This window comes from Leucobacter sp. Psy1, assembly GCF_020096995.1.
Lineage (GTDB): Bacteria > Actinomycetota > Actinomycetes > Actinomycetales > Microbacteriaceae > Leucobacter.
Map to the genome: position 1 here is coordinate 75,939 of NZ_CP083692.1, position 14,212 is coordinate 90,150.

Sequence of the window (14,212 nt, forward strand, 5' to 3'; positions counted from 1 at the left end):
ACGGCGCTGCGTCATCGCAGCGCGAGTTCGTCGCGCGTTCACGCATGGCTGCGCGGCGGGGCCAATCTAGGAAACCTCACTTGGGATATCTCAACTATGGGGCGAGGCACGTCTTCGAGTTCGACGACCGCACGCTCGCTCATCTGCAACCCGTCATTCTCGCGAAGCTCAGCCGTCAGGAGAGCTTCGCCTTCACCTGGACGGACCGGGGACACCGTCGCAGCATCTGGCTGCACCCCGCCATTACGCTGTCCTTCCAGCTCGCGGCCGAGCCGTCGCCGCAGCTCAATCGCACCTGGCTCCAAGCGCTGACGAAACAGGCGAACGGATCATCCGGGCTGCGCATCGTGAAGGAACCGGCAGCGTAGGCGCCGGGGCGGAGAGCCGCTGATGACGAAACATACCGGATCCGGACACATTGACATCGAGATGCCGCTGTACGACGTGTACCGGCTGTGGGTCCGCGTCGAAACATATCCGCGCTTCCTCGCGCCGCTCGAGGAGGTGGCGCAACTGAGCGATACCGTGCTGCACTGGCGGGTTCGCTTCGGGGAGTATCGACGCGACTTCGATACCGTCATCGCCGAGCACGTGCCCCGGCGGCGCCTGGCGTGGCGAAGCCTCGGCGCTGCCTTCCACACCGGAAGCGTCGATTTCGCGGCGGTCGATGATCGCACGACGCGAGTGCGACTCCAGATGGCGTGGGACCACCGGGTCCTCGACCTGCCCGATGGGGCGGATCCGGGGATCACGCTCGTGGACGACGCTGCTGTAAACGCGGATCTGCGGGCCTTCGTGCACTACGCGGAGGAGGAAGCAGAGGCCGTGCAGCCGCAGTTGATCGGAGGTCCCGCGCACCCGCCACCGCGCACCGCCTAGGATAGGGCGGGGTGTGAAGAGGGGGGGCGCGTTGCGTCGCATCGTCGTCCTCGGTTTCGTCTTCACGCTGCTGTCGGCATTCTTCTTCGCCGTCGCTGGCCCCGTCGCCAAGACGATGTACGAGATCGGCTGGACACCTGGCGCGGTCGTGCTGGTCAGGCTTGCCGGTTCCGCAGTGCTGCTGCTCGTGCCCACGCTCTTCGCGTTGCGCGGCTACTGGGGCGAGGTGCGCCGGCACTGGGGAACGGTGGTCACCTACGGCGTCGTCTCGATGGCCGGCGTGCAGGCGTTCTTCTTCCTCGCGGTGGAGCACCTCACGGTGGCTGTCGCACTGCTGCTCGAGATGACGGCGCCGATCCTCATCGTGTTCTGGCTGTGGGCGCGCACGCGCAAGAGACCGGGAGCGTTCACGTTCGCCGGCGTCGTCGTCTCGCTGATCGGAGTCGTCCTCGTGCTCGACCTGCGCAACGTGTCGCTCGACGCGTTCGGTGTCGCGATGGCGCTCGCCGCGGCGGTGTGCCTCGCGAGCTACTTCCTGGTGTCGGCGAACACGACGATCCGAGTGCCGCCGATCGCGTTCACCGGGCTCGGCATGTGCGTCGGCGCACTCGCGGCGGTCGTGGTCAATGCGGTCGGGATCATGCCCCTGCGCTTCGTGGCCGCCGAAGTCGACTTCGCCGGGGCGCGGGTCTCGTGGGTGGTCCCGATGATCCTCATCGTCATGTTCACGGTGGGCGCGTACTTCTGCGGCATCGTCGGCCTCCGGTACATCGGGGCGACCGTCGGATCGTTCGTGAACCTCGTCGAGGTGCCGTTCTCGGCGATCGCCGCGTGGATCATCCTCGCGGAGGTGCTGACGCCGGTGCAGCTGCTCGGAGGAGTGGGGATCCTCGGGGGTATCGCCTTCATCAAGTGGGGCGACGTGCGCCTGGAACGCAGGCACGCGCTGGAGCGTCGCTCCAGTTGAGATAACGGTTCTCGTTACACTGGTCAGGTGCTCCCCGATCGGCTCAGTGACTTCGTCACGCTCTCCGTCAGCGTGTTCATCGAATCGCTGCCGTTCGTCTTCCTGGGCATCCTGCTGTCGATCGTGGTGCAGGTGTGGCTGCCGCCCACGCTCATCGAGCGGGTTTTGCCGCGGCGGCCAGCGCTTCGGAGGGCGGCGCTCTCCCTGCTCGGGGTGCTGCTGCCGGTGTGCGAGTGCGGCAACGTCCCGCTCGCCCGGGGATTGATCCTCCGAGGATTCACGCCCGCCGAGGCGCTGACCTTCCTGCTCGCCGCGCCGATCCTGAATCCCGTCACCATCATCACGACCTACCAGGCCTTCGGCTGGGATCACGGCATTCTCGTCGCCCGCATCCTCGGCGGCTTCGTGATCGCGAACCTCGTGGGGTGGGTGTTCAGCCGGCACCCCAGGCAGCACGAGATTCTGACGCCCCAGTTCGAGGCGAGCTGCCGCCACGCCGCGGCGGGTGGGGACCATGACCACGAGCACGATCACGACGCCCACCTCGGCGAGGATGGCGAGGCGCGTGCGAACGCCGGCTCCCTCGCGGGCCTCTCCCGCCGCACGCGGACACGCTTGCGCCGGAGCGCGCTGAGCTTCGCGGAGGAGTCGAGTGCCATGCTCCCGGCGCTCGCCGTCGGATCGGGCGTTGCGGGTGCGATCCAGGTCGGTGTGCCACGTGAAACACTCCTCCTGCTCGGCAGCCACCCGCTGCTCTCAGTGCTCGCGCTCGTCGCCCTGGCGTTCATCATCTCCATCTGCTCGAACGTCGACGCGTTCTTCATCATGTCGTTCGGGTCGACGTTCATGCCCGGCGGCATCGTGGCGTTCCTCGTCTTCGGGGCGATGATGGATATCAAGATGCTCGCACTGCTGCGGACCACGTTCACGACGCGGACCCTGCTGCAGCTTCTCGCGATCATCGGGCTCTGCAGTATCGCGATCGGATGGGGGGTCAACCTTGTCGCGTGACCGCATCATGACGCACTGGCGAGGACTGGCGATCAGCGCCATCGGGATCGCCGCCACCCTCTCCCTCGCCCTGAGCGGGCGGCTCGACTGGTACATCCATCCCAGGTACACCGTCTTCACCGTCACGATGTCGGTGCTCGGCGCGCTCGTCGGGATGCTGGCGGTCGGGATCCTCGCCGCCGGCGCGGTGCGCCACCGTCGAGCGCGTGCCGAGATACCCGCGGCCCCCACCGACCCGCCCCACCCCGAGCGTGCCGACCGTCCGCGGACGATCGCGGTCGTCTCAGCGGGCGCTCTCGTGGCGGCGCTCGCCACGGCACTGCTCATCATCCCGCCCGCGACGCTCAGCGCCGCGACCGCTGGTCAGCGCGAGATGAACGCGTCGATCAGCCCCGGTGGAGAAGCACCGGTCGCGATCGACGACGTCGACGACCTGTCGCAGCTCGACGTCAAGCAGTGGTCCCTGCTCCTCCGGCAGCAGGGCGGGGAAGCGGCGCTCGGGCGCACGGCTGACCTCACCGGCTTCGTGATGCCGGCCGACGGCGCACCGGACGACGTCTTCTACGTCGCCCGATTCTCGGTGACCTGCTGCACCATCGACGCCCAGCCGGTGGGGGTGCCCGTCTACGCTCCCGGGTGGCAGGACGACTTCGTCGCCGACGACTGGGTGCGGGTGACCGGGGTGTTCGCGACGAATCCGGACCCCGACGGAGCGCACCCGATGGTGCTCGTACCCGCCGAGGCGACCGCGGTCGACATGCCGGAGGATCCCTATGTCCACTGAGTCGACACCCCGGCGCCGCCACTCGCGGCTCGTCTGGGCAGTGATCGGCGGTCTCGCGGTCATCGCCGCGGGACTCGGATTCGCCACGCAGACGCAGGGCCCGCGACTGGAGGGGATCGACGTCAATACGGCGGCGGTGACGGAGCGCGCAGGGCAGACGGTAACGATCCAGGCGAATCAGCCGCTGAGCTCCGATGGTGACGCGTCGCCACAGGTGACGGTCGCTCCGGAGGTGCCGGTCGAAACGGCGGTCGACGGGAACACGGTCACCGTCACCTTCGCCGAACCCCTCGACTACGCGACGGAGTACGCGCTGACGGCGACGGTTGAGGGACTGCACACCGGGAGACAGGGCGAACTGCGCACTGCATTCACGACGCTCGACCCCGAAGTTGCGACACTCGTCCGAGGAGGGGGCTCTGACCAGGTCTTCTCCCAGCGACTCCGCGATGGTGAATCGCACCGGGGACTCGCCGTCGCGGACCGGATCCAGGAGTATGCGCTGCTCGACGACCAGACGGTGCTCGTCACGCTCGACGACGAGGATCGCCCCGCCGTGGAGACGATACCCCGCGACGGCGGTGAGCCGATTCCGATGATCGACTCGGGGATCGCCACCGTCCGCGACCTGCGGGTCGAGCCGCGCACGCGCCTCGTCGGCTTCATCGTCGATGATCTCGACCGGTCCGAGACCTTCAAGGTGCTGTCGTACACGGATTCACTACTGCTCTACGACATGAACAATCCCGGCACGCTCCTCGCCACCGTGGTCGACGAGCAGAATCGCCCGCTCGAGATCGCGGACTGGCGATTCGTGCCGGGAACGACGGCCGTGGTCGCCAGGACGCTCGACGGTGAACTGGTCGAGTACGACCCGGCGATGGGAACCGCAGCGACGCCGGCGACCGAGGAGGACTGGGACGCGGCGGTCGAGGCCGCGGCCGGTGAGACGCTCGACATCGAGGCGACGGAAGACGCGGTGATCGTGCGGGATGAGGCGGGGGAGCGAGAGCTCTTCCGACCCGCAGCCGAGACGAGCCGAGTGGGTGCGGTGTGCACCGCTCCCAACGGGGAGTACGTCGCCGTCGAGGTCTTCTCGGGTGACGGCGAGCCGGACGGGTACCCGGTTCCCGGCTTCACCGGGGCATCCGTCTCCTACGTGCGGGTCGCCGATGGCGCCGTCGTTCGCAGTGCGAACGGGTTGCAGCCCGACTGGTGCCGCGAGTAGCCGGGACCAGACGCAGCAGGGGGCCGGATCGCCATGCGACCCGGCCCCCTGACAGTGCAGCGGATCAGCTGGTGAGGCCGTCCACGTACTCCTGGTTCTGCTCGATCCACTCGCGAACGATCGGCTCGTAGTCGTCCGATCCCTCGTTCTCGTTGAACATGAGGTTCTCGAGCGAGTAGAGGTGATCCGAGTCCATCTTGAAGTTGGTGAGCCACTCCGAGACCTCGGGGTGATCCTCGGCCAGCGTCGAGCTGCCGTACGAGTAGATGCTCTCGGCGTCGCCGAGGGTGCCCTCGGGATCCTCGAGATCCTTGATGTCGTAGGCATCGTAGGCCCAGTGCGGACGCCACAGGGTCACGGCGATGTTGTCACCGGAGTCCATGGCGCTCTTCAGCTCCGTCAGCATGGCCGGCGTCGAGGAGACGATGAAGTCCATGTCCTCGAGACCGTAGGTCGGGATGACCTCGTTCTCGGTGGCGGCGGTCAGACCTGCACCCGCCTCGATGCCGACGAGACGGTTGCCGAACTCATCGGCGTTGTCGGCCAGCTCGGTGAGCGAGTCGATCGGCGCGTCGGAGTTCACCGCGACGGTGAGCTTCGCCTCGTCGTTCCAGGCGCCCAGCTCGACGATGTCATCGCCGTACCGCTCGACGTACTCCTCGTGGGTCAGCGGGAGCCAGACATCGAGCACGGCGTCGTAGGCGCCGTCGGCGAGGCCCTGGAAGACCGGTGCGGGGTCGGCGGTCTCGATCTCGACGTCGTAACCCTCATCCTCGAGAATGACCTTCCAGAGGTTCGTGACGGCGATCGCTTCGTCCCAGTTGAAGAGACCGAAGGTGACGGTGCCCTTCTCGTCGCCGCCTTCGTCGCCGCTGCCGCCGTCGCTGGCGCAGCCGGTGAGCGCAAGGGCGCCTGCGGCACCGAGCGCGAGGGCGCTGGTGAGGAACTTCTTCTTCATCGTGTGTCCTTCTTTCTGTCGTACGTGGGCTGGTGCGGGTGAGGGGCCCCTCGAAGGGACCGCCGAATCATCCGGGGATAGGGGCGCGCTGGGGTGAAGCGGCCTTCCGGTCCGCCTCCTCCTGTGCATCGGCGGCCGACGTATCGGCTCCCTGGGGAGCCTCGTCGGCGGGCTTGGCCGCGCGACCGCTGCTCTTCTTCTTGCGGTTCCGCTTCGATGTGCCGAACGCGCCGGTGATGCGGTCGAGGATCATCGCGAGGATCACCACCGAGAGGCCGGCTTCGGCCCCGAGCCCGACATCGATGCGGTTCAGCGACGCGACGACATCTCCGCCGAGGCCGCCGGCGCCGACCATGCCGGCGATGACGACCATCGAGAGGGAGAGCATGATGACCTGGTTCACACCTGCCATGATCGACGGCATGGCGAGCGGGAGCTGGATCTGGCGCAGGATCTTGCCCGGGGTGGACCCGAATGCGTACCCGGCCTCGACGACCTCCTTGTCGACGCCGCGGATGCCGAGCTCGGTGAGCCGGACGCCCGGAGCGAGGGCGAAGACGATGGTCGCGACGATACCGGGGACCACGCCGACGCTGAAGAGCATCAGGGCGGGGATGAGGTAGACGAACGCGGGCATCGTCTGCAGGAAGTCGAGGAAGGGCCGGATGATCTTCGACGCCGTGTCGTTGCGCGCGGCGAGGATGCCGAGCGGGATTGCGATGACCAGGGCGATGAGCGATGCGATGATCACCAGCGCGAGCGTGTCCATCGCGTTGTCCCACTGATCGACCGAGACGATCACGCAGAGGCCGATGACGGTGCCGACCGCGAGCTTCCACCCCTTGGCGAAGTACGCGATGATCGCGAGCACGATGATCATGGCCCAGAACGGCGGGGTCGACGTGACGAAGTCGAGACCGTCGTAGAGGGTGCCCATGATGTCGCGGAGCACGCGGAAGAAGGCGCTCAGTGTGGAAGTGAGCCAGTCGACGCCATCGCTGACGGCGTCACCGAGCGGCAGGCGGAAGTTGTCCATGAAGTCGTCCATCAGGCGCGGCCCCCTTCAATCGAGTCCGAGGCTTCCGGCAGGGTCACCGGTTCCTGATGCGCGACGTCGACAGCCCCATCATCGAGCGTTGCCGTGATCGTCGCGGCCGGCACCGTCGGCGTCGGCTCGATGATCGGGATCGCGGTGGTGGTCGGCGGAACCTGCGCCAGCGAGGCGAGCAGGGTGACGCGCGGCACGACGCCGATGAGGCGGCCCTGCTCGTCGGTCACCGCGATCGGGAGCGAGCTCTCGACGGCGAACTCGAACAGCTCGGCGATCAACTGTTCCGCCGTGACCGTTGCCGGCGTGGGGCGCAGCGCTTCGTGGAGGTCGGTGCCCCCCTCGCGCACCAGGCGCATCATGTCCTTGTCTCGGACCACGCCCAGCAGCTTCCGCTTGGCGTCGGTCACGAAGAGGGCCGCGGTCTGCAGGTCGCGCATGGTCTTCAGCGCGGCGCGCGGACCCGCCGAGGCGAAGACGACGGCGCGTGGCGCCTCCATGACGTCACCTGCGGTGAGCACGCGAGCGCGGTCGACGTCTTGCACGAACTGCGCGACGTAGTCGTTCGCGGGGTCGGTGAGGATGTCGTTGGGGGTGCCTACCTGCACGATGCGTCCGTCGCGCATGACCGCGATCCGGTCGCCGAGGAACATCGCCTCGTTGAGGTCGTGGGTGATGAACACGATCGTCTTGCCGAGTTCCTGCTGCAGCTCGATGAGCTGCTCCTGCATCTCGCGCCGGATCAGCGGATCGAGTGCGGAGAACGCCTCGTCCATGAGCAGGATCTCGGTGTCAGCGGCGAATGCGCGGGCGATGCCGACGCGCTGCTGCATGCCGCCGGAAAGCTCCTCCGGATAGTGATCTTCCCACCCCTTGAGGCCGACGCGCTCGAGCCAGTGCTTGGCGCGCTCGGTGCGCTTGCCGGCCGCGACACCCTGGAGTTCGAGGCCGTAAGCCACGTTCTCGAGGACCGTGCGGTGGGGGAGCAGCGCGAAGTGCTGGAAGACCATCGACATGTGGTCACGACGGAGGCCGCGCAGCTCGGTGGGGCCCGAGCCGACGACCTCGGTGCCGAAGACCTTGATGGACCCGTCGGTCGTGGGGTTCAACCCGTTGAGCATGCGGATCAGGGTCGACTTGCCCGAGCCGGAGAGGCCCATGACGACGAAGATCTCGCCCTTCTTCACGTCGAACGAGGCATCGATCACCGCGGCGGTGCCGAGGGGCTGCACGTCGTCTCGCGTCGAACCCGTCCGCAGGCGCTTCACGGCCTCTTTCGGGCGGCGCCCGAAGACCTTGAAGACCTGGGAGACCTCGAAAGCGACTTCACGTTCAGTGCCCGCCGTCGATCGAGTGCTGGCTGGGGAACTATTCACTATTTTTGCCTCCTAGCCGCCGAGCGCGGTGCTCGGTGGCGGGTCTATCGCGGGGCAGGCGCACGTGACGCCCGGATCTTCACCGCTGATTGACGCTAACAAGTTGCCGAGCCCCCCTCAACGCGAGCCGGGAGGTATTCCCGTGCGAAGTATCGTACTTTCCCTGTCCGATCGGGGGTAAGTGCCGATACACCATTGTTATCGCATGCATTGTCACAAGCTCGCGAAGACCGGTACTGTTGCCCATGTTTCACTGACTCTGAGAGGACGATCAATGAGGATTCGATATGCGGTTCCCGTACTCGCTGCGGCTGCTGCCCTCGTGCTGACCGGGTGCACGAATGATGATGGCGCAGGCACCGAGGAGACCACGGGCGGTGCGGAGATCACCGCGGACGACGCGGCGGTCGCGCTGCTGCCCGACGCGATCAGCGAGTCGGGCACGCTCCGCCTCGCCACGGACGCCGACTACCCGCCGAACGAGTTCAAGGACCAGAACGGCGATCCCGTCGGCTGGGGTGTCGAGCTGGCCGAGGCGGTCGCCGCGAAGCTCGGTCTGGAGCCGGAGTGGAGCATCCTGAGCTTCGACAGCATCCTGCCCCAGATCGAGGAGGACGGCGTCGACGTCGGCGCGTCATCCTTCACCGACACGGTCGAGCGGCAGAAGACCGTCGACTTCGTCAACTACTACAACGCGGGCACTCTGTGGGCGGCGCCCACCGGGGAGACCGTCGACCCCGAGAACGCCTGCGGCCTGAAGGTCGCGGTGCAGTCGGGCACCGTCCAGCACACGCACGAGTTGCCCCAGCGGAGCGAGAAGTGCGTGGAGGACGGGGAATCGGCGATCGAGATCCTGCCGTTCGACGGTCAGCCCGAGGCGACGAACGCCGTCGTGCTCGGTCAGGCCGACGCCTTCTCCGCCGACTCGCCCGTCACCATCGATGCCGTCAACAAGCTCGACGGCGAGATCGAGATCCAGGGCGAGCTCTTCGATGCGGCCCCCTACGGGTTCGCCATCAAAAAGGACAGTGAGCTGTCCGAGGCGGTGCAGGCCGCCGTCCAGTCGCTGATGGACGACGGCACGTACCTGGAGATCCTCGAGAACGCCGGTGCAGAGACCGGTGCCATCGACGAGGCGACGATCAACGCGGGCACCGAATAGGCCATCACCTCGATGTCTGACTCCCGAACTCCCGGCCACGAGGTGCCGGAGCCGATCAAGGCGATCAGGCTCCGGCACCCGTGGCGCAACGTGTTCGCGGTCGTCGTTCTGGCGATGGTCGCGCTGTTCCTGTACGACGCGGCGTTCAACCGCCCCGTCTACGCGTGGGACGAAGTGGGCAAGTACCTCTTCGACGTCCGCGTGCTCTCGGCCATCGGCTACACCCTGCAGCTGACGGTCTACTCGATGATCATCGCCATCGTGCTGGGAGTGATCCTCGCCGTGATGCGGTTGTCGCCGAACCCGGTGCTGCGGTCGGTGGCGTGGGCGTTCCTCTGGGTGTTCCGCGGAACGCCGGTCTACGTGCAGCTCACCTTCTGGGGCCTCGTCGGCGTTGTCTACAAGACGATCGACATCGGCATCCCGTTCCAGGAGCCGTGGTTCCAGTTCGACACGCAGGCGATGCTGAGCTACTTCACGCTCGCGGTCATTGGTCTCGCGCTGAACGAGTCGGCCTACATGGCCGAGATCGTGCGCGCCGGCCTGCTCGCCGTCGACAAGGGGCAGGAGGAGGCCGCAGTCGCTCTCGGCCTCGGCTGGTGGCACACCATGAGCCGTATCATCCTCCCGCAGGCGATGCGCGTCATCATTCCGCCCACGGGCAACGAGGTCATCTCGATGCTGAAGACCACCTCGCTGGTGATTGCAGTGCCGTTCACCCTCGAGCTCTACACCCGCACCAGGGACATCGCGGCAGTGACCTACAAGCCCGTGCCGATGCTCATCGTCGCCTCGATCTGGTACCTGCTCGTCACCTCACTGCTGATGATCGGCCAGTACTACCTCGAGCGCTACTTCGCGAAGGGCGTCGGCGCACGCCCGGACACCGTGAAGCCGCTGACACCGACGGAGGCCGTCGCGATCCAGCGCGCGAAGGAGACCGAGGCGGTCGCACCTGCGGATCGCAACGATGACCCCGATGCCCCGTGGCCCGACGGCGAGAGGAGCCGGTCGTGACGAACGACACCGTACCCATGGTGAAGGCCGAGGCGATCTCGAAGAGCTTCGGCTCGAACGAGGTGCTGAAATCCATCTCGCTGGAGGTCAACCGGGGCGAGGTGCTGTGCATGGTCGGCCCATCGGGGTCGGGCAAGTCCACCTTCCTCCGCTGCATCAACCACCTCGAAACGATCAATGCCGGCCGCCTCTGGGTGGACGGGAGCCTCGTCGGCTACCGGCAGCGCGGCGACAAGATCTACGAGATGAACCCGCGAGAGGCCGCGAAGCAGCGACGGGACATCGGTATGGTGTTCCAGCGCTTCAACCTGTTCCCGCACATGACGGCGCTCGAGAACGTGATGGCCGCCCCGACGCTGCTGCGGAAGGGGAACCGCGCACAGCTCAAGCAGCGGGCCGAAGAGCTGCTCGACCGCGTCGGCCTCGCCGACCGGGGGGACTACTACCCTGCGCACCTCTCCGGCGGACAGCAGCAGCGCGTCGCCATCGCCCGCGCGCTCGCGATGGAACCCAAGCTGATGCTCTTCGATGAGCCCACCTCAGCGCTGGACCCCGAGCTCGTCGGCGAAGTGCTCGACGTCATGCAGGGACTCGCCGAGTCTGGCATGACGATGGTCGTCGTCACTCACGAGATGGGGTTCGCCAGAGAAGTCGCCGACAGCCTCGTCTTCATGGACGGCGGAGTCGTCATCGAATCGGGCGACCCGCGTGAGGTGCTGCTCAACCCGCAGCGGGAACGTACGAAAGCGTTCCTCTCGAAGGTGCTGTAGCGGATCGGCGAGGGTGCCTGACTCAGGCGCCCTCGCCGAGATCCTCCTTGATCTTCGACGTGGAGACGCCCTCCGTGCGATCGAGGTACACGATCTCGCAGTGCCCGCGGAGCACCTCGAAGCGGGGGTCGCCCTCCCAGTCGCCGCCCATCACCACAGTGTCGATGGCATAGCGCTCGACGTCGCCGATCTTCTGATCCCAGTCGTTCTCGGGAATCACCAGGTCGACGTAGCGGACTGCCTCGAGCATCATCTTGCGGGTCTCGAAGTCGTGATACGTCTGCTTGCCCTTGCCCGCGTTGAACTCCTCGGTGGAGACCGCGACGACGAGGTAGTCTCCGAGCGCCCGGGCACGCTGCAGCAGGCGGATGTGGCCCCAGTGCAGCAGATCGAACGTGCCGTAGGTGAGGATGCGTTTCATGCGGTCCATCTTATGCATGATCGGCGCAGGCCCCGAACAGCGGTGCGCCTGCCCGTCGCTCGGGCTACCGCTTCATCTGCTCCAGCGTCTCCGCCGTGATGGGGTCCCCTCCGGCCGCGAGTTCGACGTACTTCCGCAGCAGCACGAGCTTCGCGGAGGCGTGATCGATCTCAGCCGCGACGAACCGGTCGGTCGAGATGAGCCTGAGCGCCTCGAGCGCCGGCATCACCGCACCTTTGAGCTCGGCGCGCTGCTTATCGGTGACGGCTGCCCGGAGTTCAGCCATCGAGGTGAAGATCGGGAGCACCAGCTGCCCCTGCGTCGAACGGATCGTGCGGACCCGTGCACCCTTCTTGCCGCCCCCGCCCTTCCGGGTGCCGGTGACGTCGACGACGAGGTACCCCTCCCGGAGCGCCGTCAGCAGTGCCGCCAGGTGCGGGTAGTCGGGGGCGGTGCGGAACGCGTCGAGCGCCGCTCGGGCGACGGGGTTCTCGTAGTCAGCGGACACGTCCTCGGGGATGCTCGCCTCAGCCATGGGGACCAGCCTAGTCATCCCCGATGCCGCGGGCGTGCAGGGCCTCGCCCGTCTGCTGCGCGTGTGCCACGGTCCGCAGCACGAGCGGCACCATGAGCGCGCGCGGGTTGCGTTCGAGCCCGCGAGCCTGCGCCGCCGCTCGGGTCTCCTGAGCCAGGGAGAGCAGTGTCGGGATCATCCGAAGCACGAGCGAGAATGCCAGCGCCACTCGTTCGGGCCGCGCTCCGAACCTGCGGAACGGGCCGAGCACCCGAGTGATGGTGTCGATGAGGTCTTCGACCCGGGTGCTGGCGGTCAGTGCGCTCGCCGCGAGGATCAGCGCGAACAGAGTGCCGACGACCGCGAAACCGCGATCCCACCCCTGCTGCCACGCCTGAAACGCGAACAGGGGCACGCCGATGAGCGCGAAGCGGCGCAGCGTTCTGCCGAAGGCGCTCGAGCCGAGGCCGACCGAGAGCACCAGGGCGACGGCGATCGCGAGCGCGACGAGAGTGCTCGGCACGGTGCGGAAGGCGATGGCGACGCCCGCGAAGACGAACAGGCCGAGCAGTTTCGGGCCGGGAGGGATCCGGTGCAGAGCGGATGTGCCCGGCACGTAGGAGCCGAGCGGCGAGGCGGTCACGCCATGCTCCGATAGCGGTCGACAGCGGTCGCGGGATCCCCGTCGAACACCACCGCACCCTCGTCGATCACGAGAGTGCGGTCGGCCCGCACCGCCAGGTCGAGGTCGTGCGTCACGACGACGACCTGCTGCGGCAGGCGCATGAGCAGGTCTCCGATCATGCGGCCGTTCCGCAGATCGAGCAGGGTCGTGGGTTCGTCGGCGATCAGGATCGCGGGATCGGCGGCGAGCACACTCGCGATCGCGAGCAACTGGCGCTGGCCACCGGACAGGGTGTGCACGGATCGCTCGGCGAGCTCGGCGATCCCGAAGCGCTCAAGGGTCGCACGCGCGGCAGCGTCGCGCTCGGCCCGTCGTCGGTGCCGCCTGCGGAGGGAGAGCGCCACATCCTCGATCGCCGTGGGCATGACGAGCTGCGCCCCCGGATCGGAGAAGGTGAAGCCGACGAGACGGCGGACCGCGGCACCGTCCGAGACGGTGTCGAGCCAGGCTTCCGCGAGTCGACTGCTGGTATCTCCGTCTGTGTTGTCGTGCCCGGAGGGTGCGGGCTCGCGCTCCCGCCGGATCCGCACCGATCCGCTCGAGGGCTCGACGAGTCCGTTCAGGATCCGGGCCAACGTCGACTTGCCCGACCCGTTCGCGCCGATCACCGAGACGCGCCGCTCGGTGAGCGTGAGCGTCGTCGGGTGGAGGATCGTCATGCGACCATCGGGGGTCGTCGCCTCGACGGTCGCGGCGCGGAGCTCGATCACGCTGGCAGTGTACGCGGTGGCAGGAGCGCGGGGAACGCGCGATGCACGGACGCCGCGACGACGCCGACGAGCACGTTCTTGACGACGTCGCCCGGCCAGAACGCCATGTCGGCGAAGAAGGCCTGCTGCAGTGTGAGGTCGCCGAGCCAGGACATGCCCAGAATGCCGAGCGGATGCGTGAGCACGATGTTGCTGGCCAGGCCGGCGAGCGCGATGAGGGCGATGCTGACCCCGACGCGCTTGCGAGGAAGCCGCTCGACGATGAAGCCGCAGAGCGCGGCGGCGAGCGGCATGGCGACGAGGAATCCGGCGGAGGGGCCGACGAAGGGGGCGACGCCGGCGGATCCCCCTGCGAAGACGGGGAGGCCGACCGCGCCGACCGCGAGGTAGAGCAGGACCGCGAGGAATCCGCGTCTGGCGCCGAGCACCGCCCCCGCGAGAATCGTGCCGAACGTCTGGAGTGTGATCGGCACGGCGCCCCCCACGGTGATGGCTGGGAGGATCGCGCACACGGCGATCAGTGCCGCGAACGTCGCAATGAGTGCGAGGTCGGTCGCAGTGCCGGTGCGCCGACGGCGGGGTGTTGTGGTGTCCGTCTGCTGGGACATGGGGCCTCCGAGGTTCACGACGTGCTTCCTGAACGGTGTTCAACTGAACGCTGTTCAGGTTAGCGATAGGGTGG

17 protein-coding genes are annotated in these 14,212 nt (G+C 67.5%); 9 read left to right on the forward strand and 8 right to left on the reverse strand.

Translation table 11 applies throughout. The annotated features are described in order from the left end of the window. Positions 1-80 precede the first annotated feature (80 nt). The 6 genes from K8P10_RS00370 to K8P10_RS00395 are packed head-to-tail and all read left to right on the forward strand — an operon-like array spanning position 81 to position 4,869. Positions 81-368, forward strand: coding sequence for an ATP-dependent DNA ligase (locus K8P10_RS00370; RefSeq protein ID WP_224779826.1), 288 nt, complete (start codon positions 81-83; stop codon positions 366-368). A 22-nt stretch (positions 369-390) separates the two neighbouring features. Then, a complete protein-coding gene (locus K8P10_RS00375; RefSeq protein WP_224779827.1) occupies positions 391-879 on the forward strand; it encodes an SRPBCC family protein in 489 nt (162 codons plus the stop codon). Between the two features lie 13 nt (positions 880-892). After that, on the forward strand, positions 893-1,846 hold the full coding sequence (locus tag K8P10_RS00380; protein WP_224779828.1) for a DMT family transporter: 954 nt from the start codon (positions 893-895) through the stop codon (positions 1,844-1,846). Between the two features lie 27 nt (positions 1,847-1,873). Continuing rightward, entirely contained in the window at positions 1,874-2,857 is a 984-nt protein-coding gene (locus tag K8P10_RS00385) for a permease (protein ID WP_224779829.1), read from the forward strand. A 7-nt stretch (positions 2,858-2,864) separates the two neighbouring features. Continuing rightward, positions 2,865-3,641 (forward strand): TIGR03943 family protein, encoded by a 777-nt coding sequence (locus K8P10_RS00390; RefSeq protein WP_224779830.1) that lies wholly within the window; start codon positions 2,865-2,867, stop codon positions 3,639-3,641. Then, positions 3,631-4,869, forward strand: coding sequence for a hypothetical protein (locus K8P10_RS00395; RefSeq protein ID WP_224779831.1), 1,239 nt, complete (start codon positions 3,631-3,633; stop codon positions 4,867-4,869). Before K8P10_RS00390 ends, K8P10_RS00395 begins: the two co-directional genes overlap by 11 nt. 64 nt (positions 4,870-4,933) lie before the next feature. On the opposite strand, the gene K8P10_RS00400 is transcribed toward K8P10_RS00395, so the two are convergent. The 3 genes from K8P10_RS00400 to K8P10_RS00410 all read right to left on the reverse strand — a co-directional run bounded on the left by K8P10_RS00400 (position 4,934) and on the right by K8P10_RS00410 (position 8,251). Continuing rightward, positions 4,934-5,827 carry a glycine betaine ABC transporter substrate-binding protein gene (locus tag K8P10_RS00400; protein ID WP_224779832.1) on the reverse strand — a complete coding sequence of 298 codons (894 nt, stop codon included), beginning with the start codon at positions 5,825-5,827 and terminating at the stop codon, positions 4,934-4,936. 67 nt (positions 5,828-5,894) lie between these two features. Further along, positions 5,895-6,863 carry an ABC transporter permease gene (locus K8P10_RS00405; RefSeq protein ID WP_370632020.1) on the reverse strand — a complete coding sequence of 323 codons (969 nt, stop codon included), beginning with the start codon at positions 6,861-6,863 and terminating at the stop codon, positions 5,895-5,897. A gap of 11 nt (positions 6,864-6,874) precedes the next feature. Then, a complete protein-coding gene (locus K8P10_RS00410) occupies positions 6,875-8,251 on the reverse strand; it encodes a glycine betaine/L-proline ABC transporter ATP-binding protein (protein ID WP_370631910.1) in 1,377 nt (458 codons plus the stop codon). A gap of 274 nt (positions 8,252-8,525) precedes the next feature. On the opposite strand from K8P10_RS00410, the gene K8P10_RS00415 reads away from it, so the two are divergent. The 3 genes from K8P10_RS00415 to K8P10_RS00425 are packed head-to-tail and all read left to right on the forward strand — an operon-like array spanning position 8,526 to position 11,200. Further along, complete coding sequence (locus K8P10_RS00415) at positions 8,526-9,413, forward strand: ABC transporter substrate-binding protein (protein WP_224779834.1); 888 nt, start codon at positions 8,526-8,528, stop codon at positions 9,411-9,413. 12 nt (positions 9,414-9,425) lie between these two features. Further along, complete coding sequence (locus K8P10_RS00420) at positions 9,426-10,430, forward strand: amino acid ABC transporter permease (protein WP_224779835.1); 1,005 nt, start codon at positions 9,426-9,428, stop codon at positions 10,428-10,430. A gap of 17 nt (positions 10,431-10,447) precedes the next feature. After that, positions 10,448-11,200, forward strand: coding sequence for an amino acid ABC transporter ATP-binding protein (locus K8P10_RS00425; RefSeq protein WP_224781316.1), 753 nt, complete (start codon positions 10,448-10,450; stop codon positions 11,198-11,200). A gap of 22 nt (positions 11,201-11,222) precedes the next feature. Here the strand turns inward: K8P10_RS00425 and tagD are convergent, their stop codons facing one another. The 5 genes from tagD to K8P10_RS00450 all read right to left on the reverse strand — a co-directional run bounded on the left by tagD (position 11,223) and on the right by K8P10_RS00450 (position 14,138). Next, positions 11,223-11,621 carry a glycerol-3-phosphate cytidylyltransferase gene (gene tagD, locus K8P10_RS00430; protein WP_224779836.1) on the reverse strand — a complete coding sequence of 133 codons (399 nt, stop codon included), beginning with the start codon at positions 11,619-11,621 and terminating at the stop codon, positions 11,223-11,225. 64 nt (positions 11,622-11,685) lie between these two features. Further along, entirely contained in the window at positions 11,686-12,156 is a 471-nt protein-coding gene (locus tag K8P10_RS00435; RefSeq protein WP_224779837.1) for an SseB family protein, read from the reverse strand. A gap of 10 nt (positions 12,157-12,166) precedes the next feature. Further along, complete coding sequence (locus tag K8P10_RS00440; protein ID WP_224779838.1) at positions 12,167-12,778, reverse strand: energy-coupling factor transporter transmembrane protein EcfT; 612 nt, start codon at positions 12,776-12,778, stop codon at positions 12,167-12,169. Further along, the gene (locus tag K8P10_RS00445) at positions 12,775-13,530 is read right to left on the reverse strand and encodes an energy-coupling factor ABC transporter ATP-binding protein (RefSeq protein ID WP_224779839.1); all 756 of its coding nucleotides are present in this window, start codon (positions 13,528-13,530) and stop codon (positions 12,775-12,777) included. The genes K8P10_RS00440 and K8P10_RS00445 overlap by 4 nt, the downstream gene beginning before the upstream one ends. Next, complete coding sequence (locus tag K8P10_RS00450; RefSeq protein ID WP_224779840.1) at positions 13,527-14,138, reverse strand: biotin transporter BioY; 612 nt, start codon at positions 14,136-14,138, stop codon at positions 13,527-13,529. The genes K8P10_RS00445 and K8P10_RS00450 overlap by 4 nt, the downstream gene beginning before the upstream one ends. Between the last annotated feature and the right edge of the window lie 74 nt (positions 14,139-14,212).

Bases quoted from the DNA above. Each gene is read 5' to 3' on its own strand.
- K8P10_RS00420 (WP_224779835.1), top strand. From the start codon at position 9,426: ATGTCTGACTCCCGAACTCCCGGCCACGAGGTGCCGGAGCCGATCAAG.
- K8P10_RS00405 (WP_370632020.1), bottom strand. From the start codon at position 6,863: ATGGACAACTTCCGCCTGCCGCTCGGTGACGCCGTCAGCGATGGCGTC.
- tagD (WP_224779836.1), bottom strand. From the start codon at position 11,621: ATGAAACGCATCCTCACCTACGGCACGTTCGATCTGCTGCACTGGGGC.
- K8P10_RS00390 (WP_224779830.1), top strand. From the start codon at position 2,865: ATGACGCACTGGCGAGGACTGGCGATCAGCGCCATCGGGATCGCCGCC.
- K8P10_RS00395 (WP_224779831.1), top strand. From the start codon at position 3,631: ATGTCCACTGAGTCGACACCCCGGCGCCGCCACTCGCGGCTCGTCTGG.
- K8P10_RS00425 (WP_224781316.1), top strand. From the start codon at position 10,448: ATGGTGAAGGCCGAGGCGATCTCGAAGAGCTTCGGCTCGAACGAGGTG.
- K8P10_RS00435 (WP_224779837.1), bottom strand. From the start codon at position 12,156: ATGGCTGAGGCGAGCATCCCCGAGGACGTGTCCGCTGACTACGAGAAC.
- K8P10_RS00375 (WP_224779827.1), top strand. From the start codon at position 391: ATGACGAAACATACCGGATCCGGACACATTGACATCGAGATGCCGCTG.
- K8P10_RS00400 (WP_224779832.1), bottom strand. From the start codon at position 5,827: ATGAAGAAGAAGTTCCTCACCAGCGCCCTCGCGCTCGGTGCCGCAGGC.
- K8P10_RS00415 (WP_224779834.1), top strand. From the start codon at position 8,526: ATGAGGATTCGATATGCGGTTCCCGTACTCGCTGCGGCTGCTGCCCTC.
- K8P10_RS00450 (WP_224779840.1), bottom strand. From the start codon at position 14,138: ATGTCCCAGCAGACGGACACCACAACACCCCGCCGTCGGCGCACCGGC.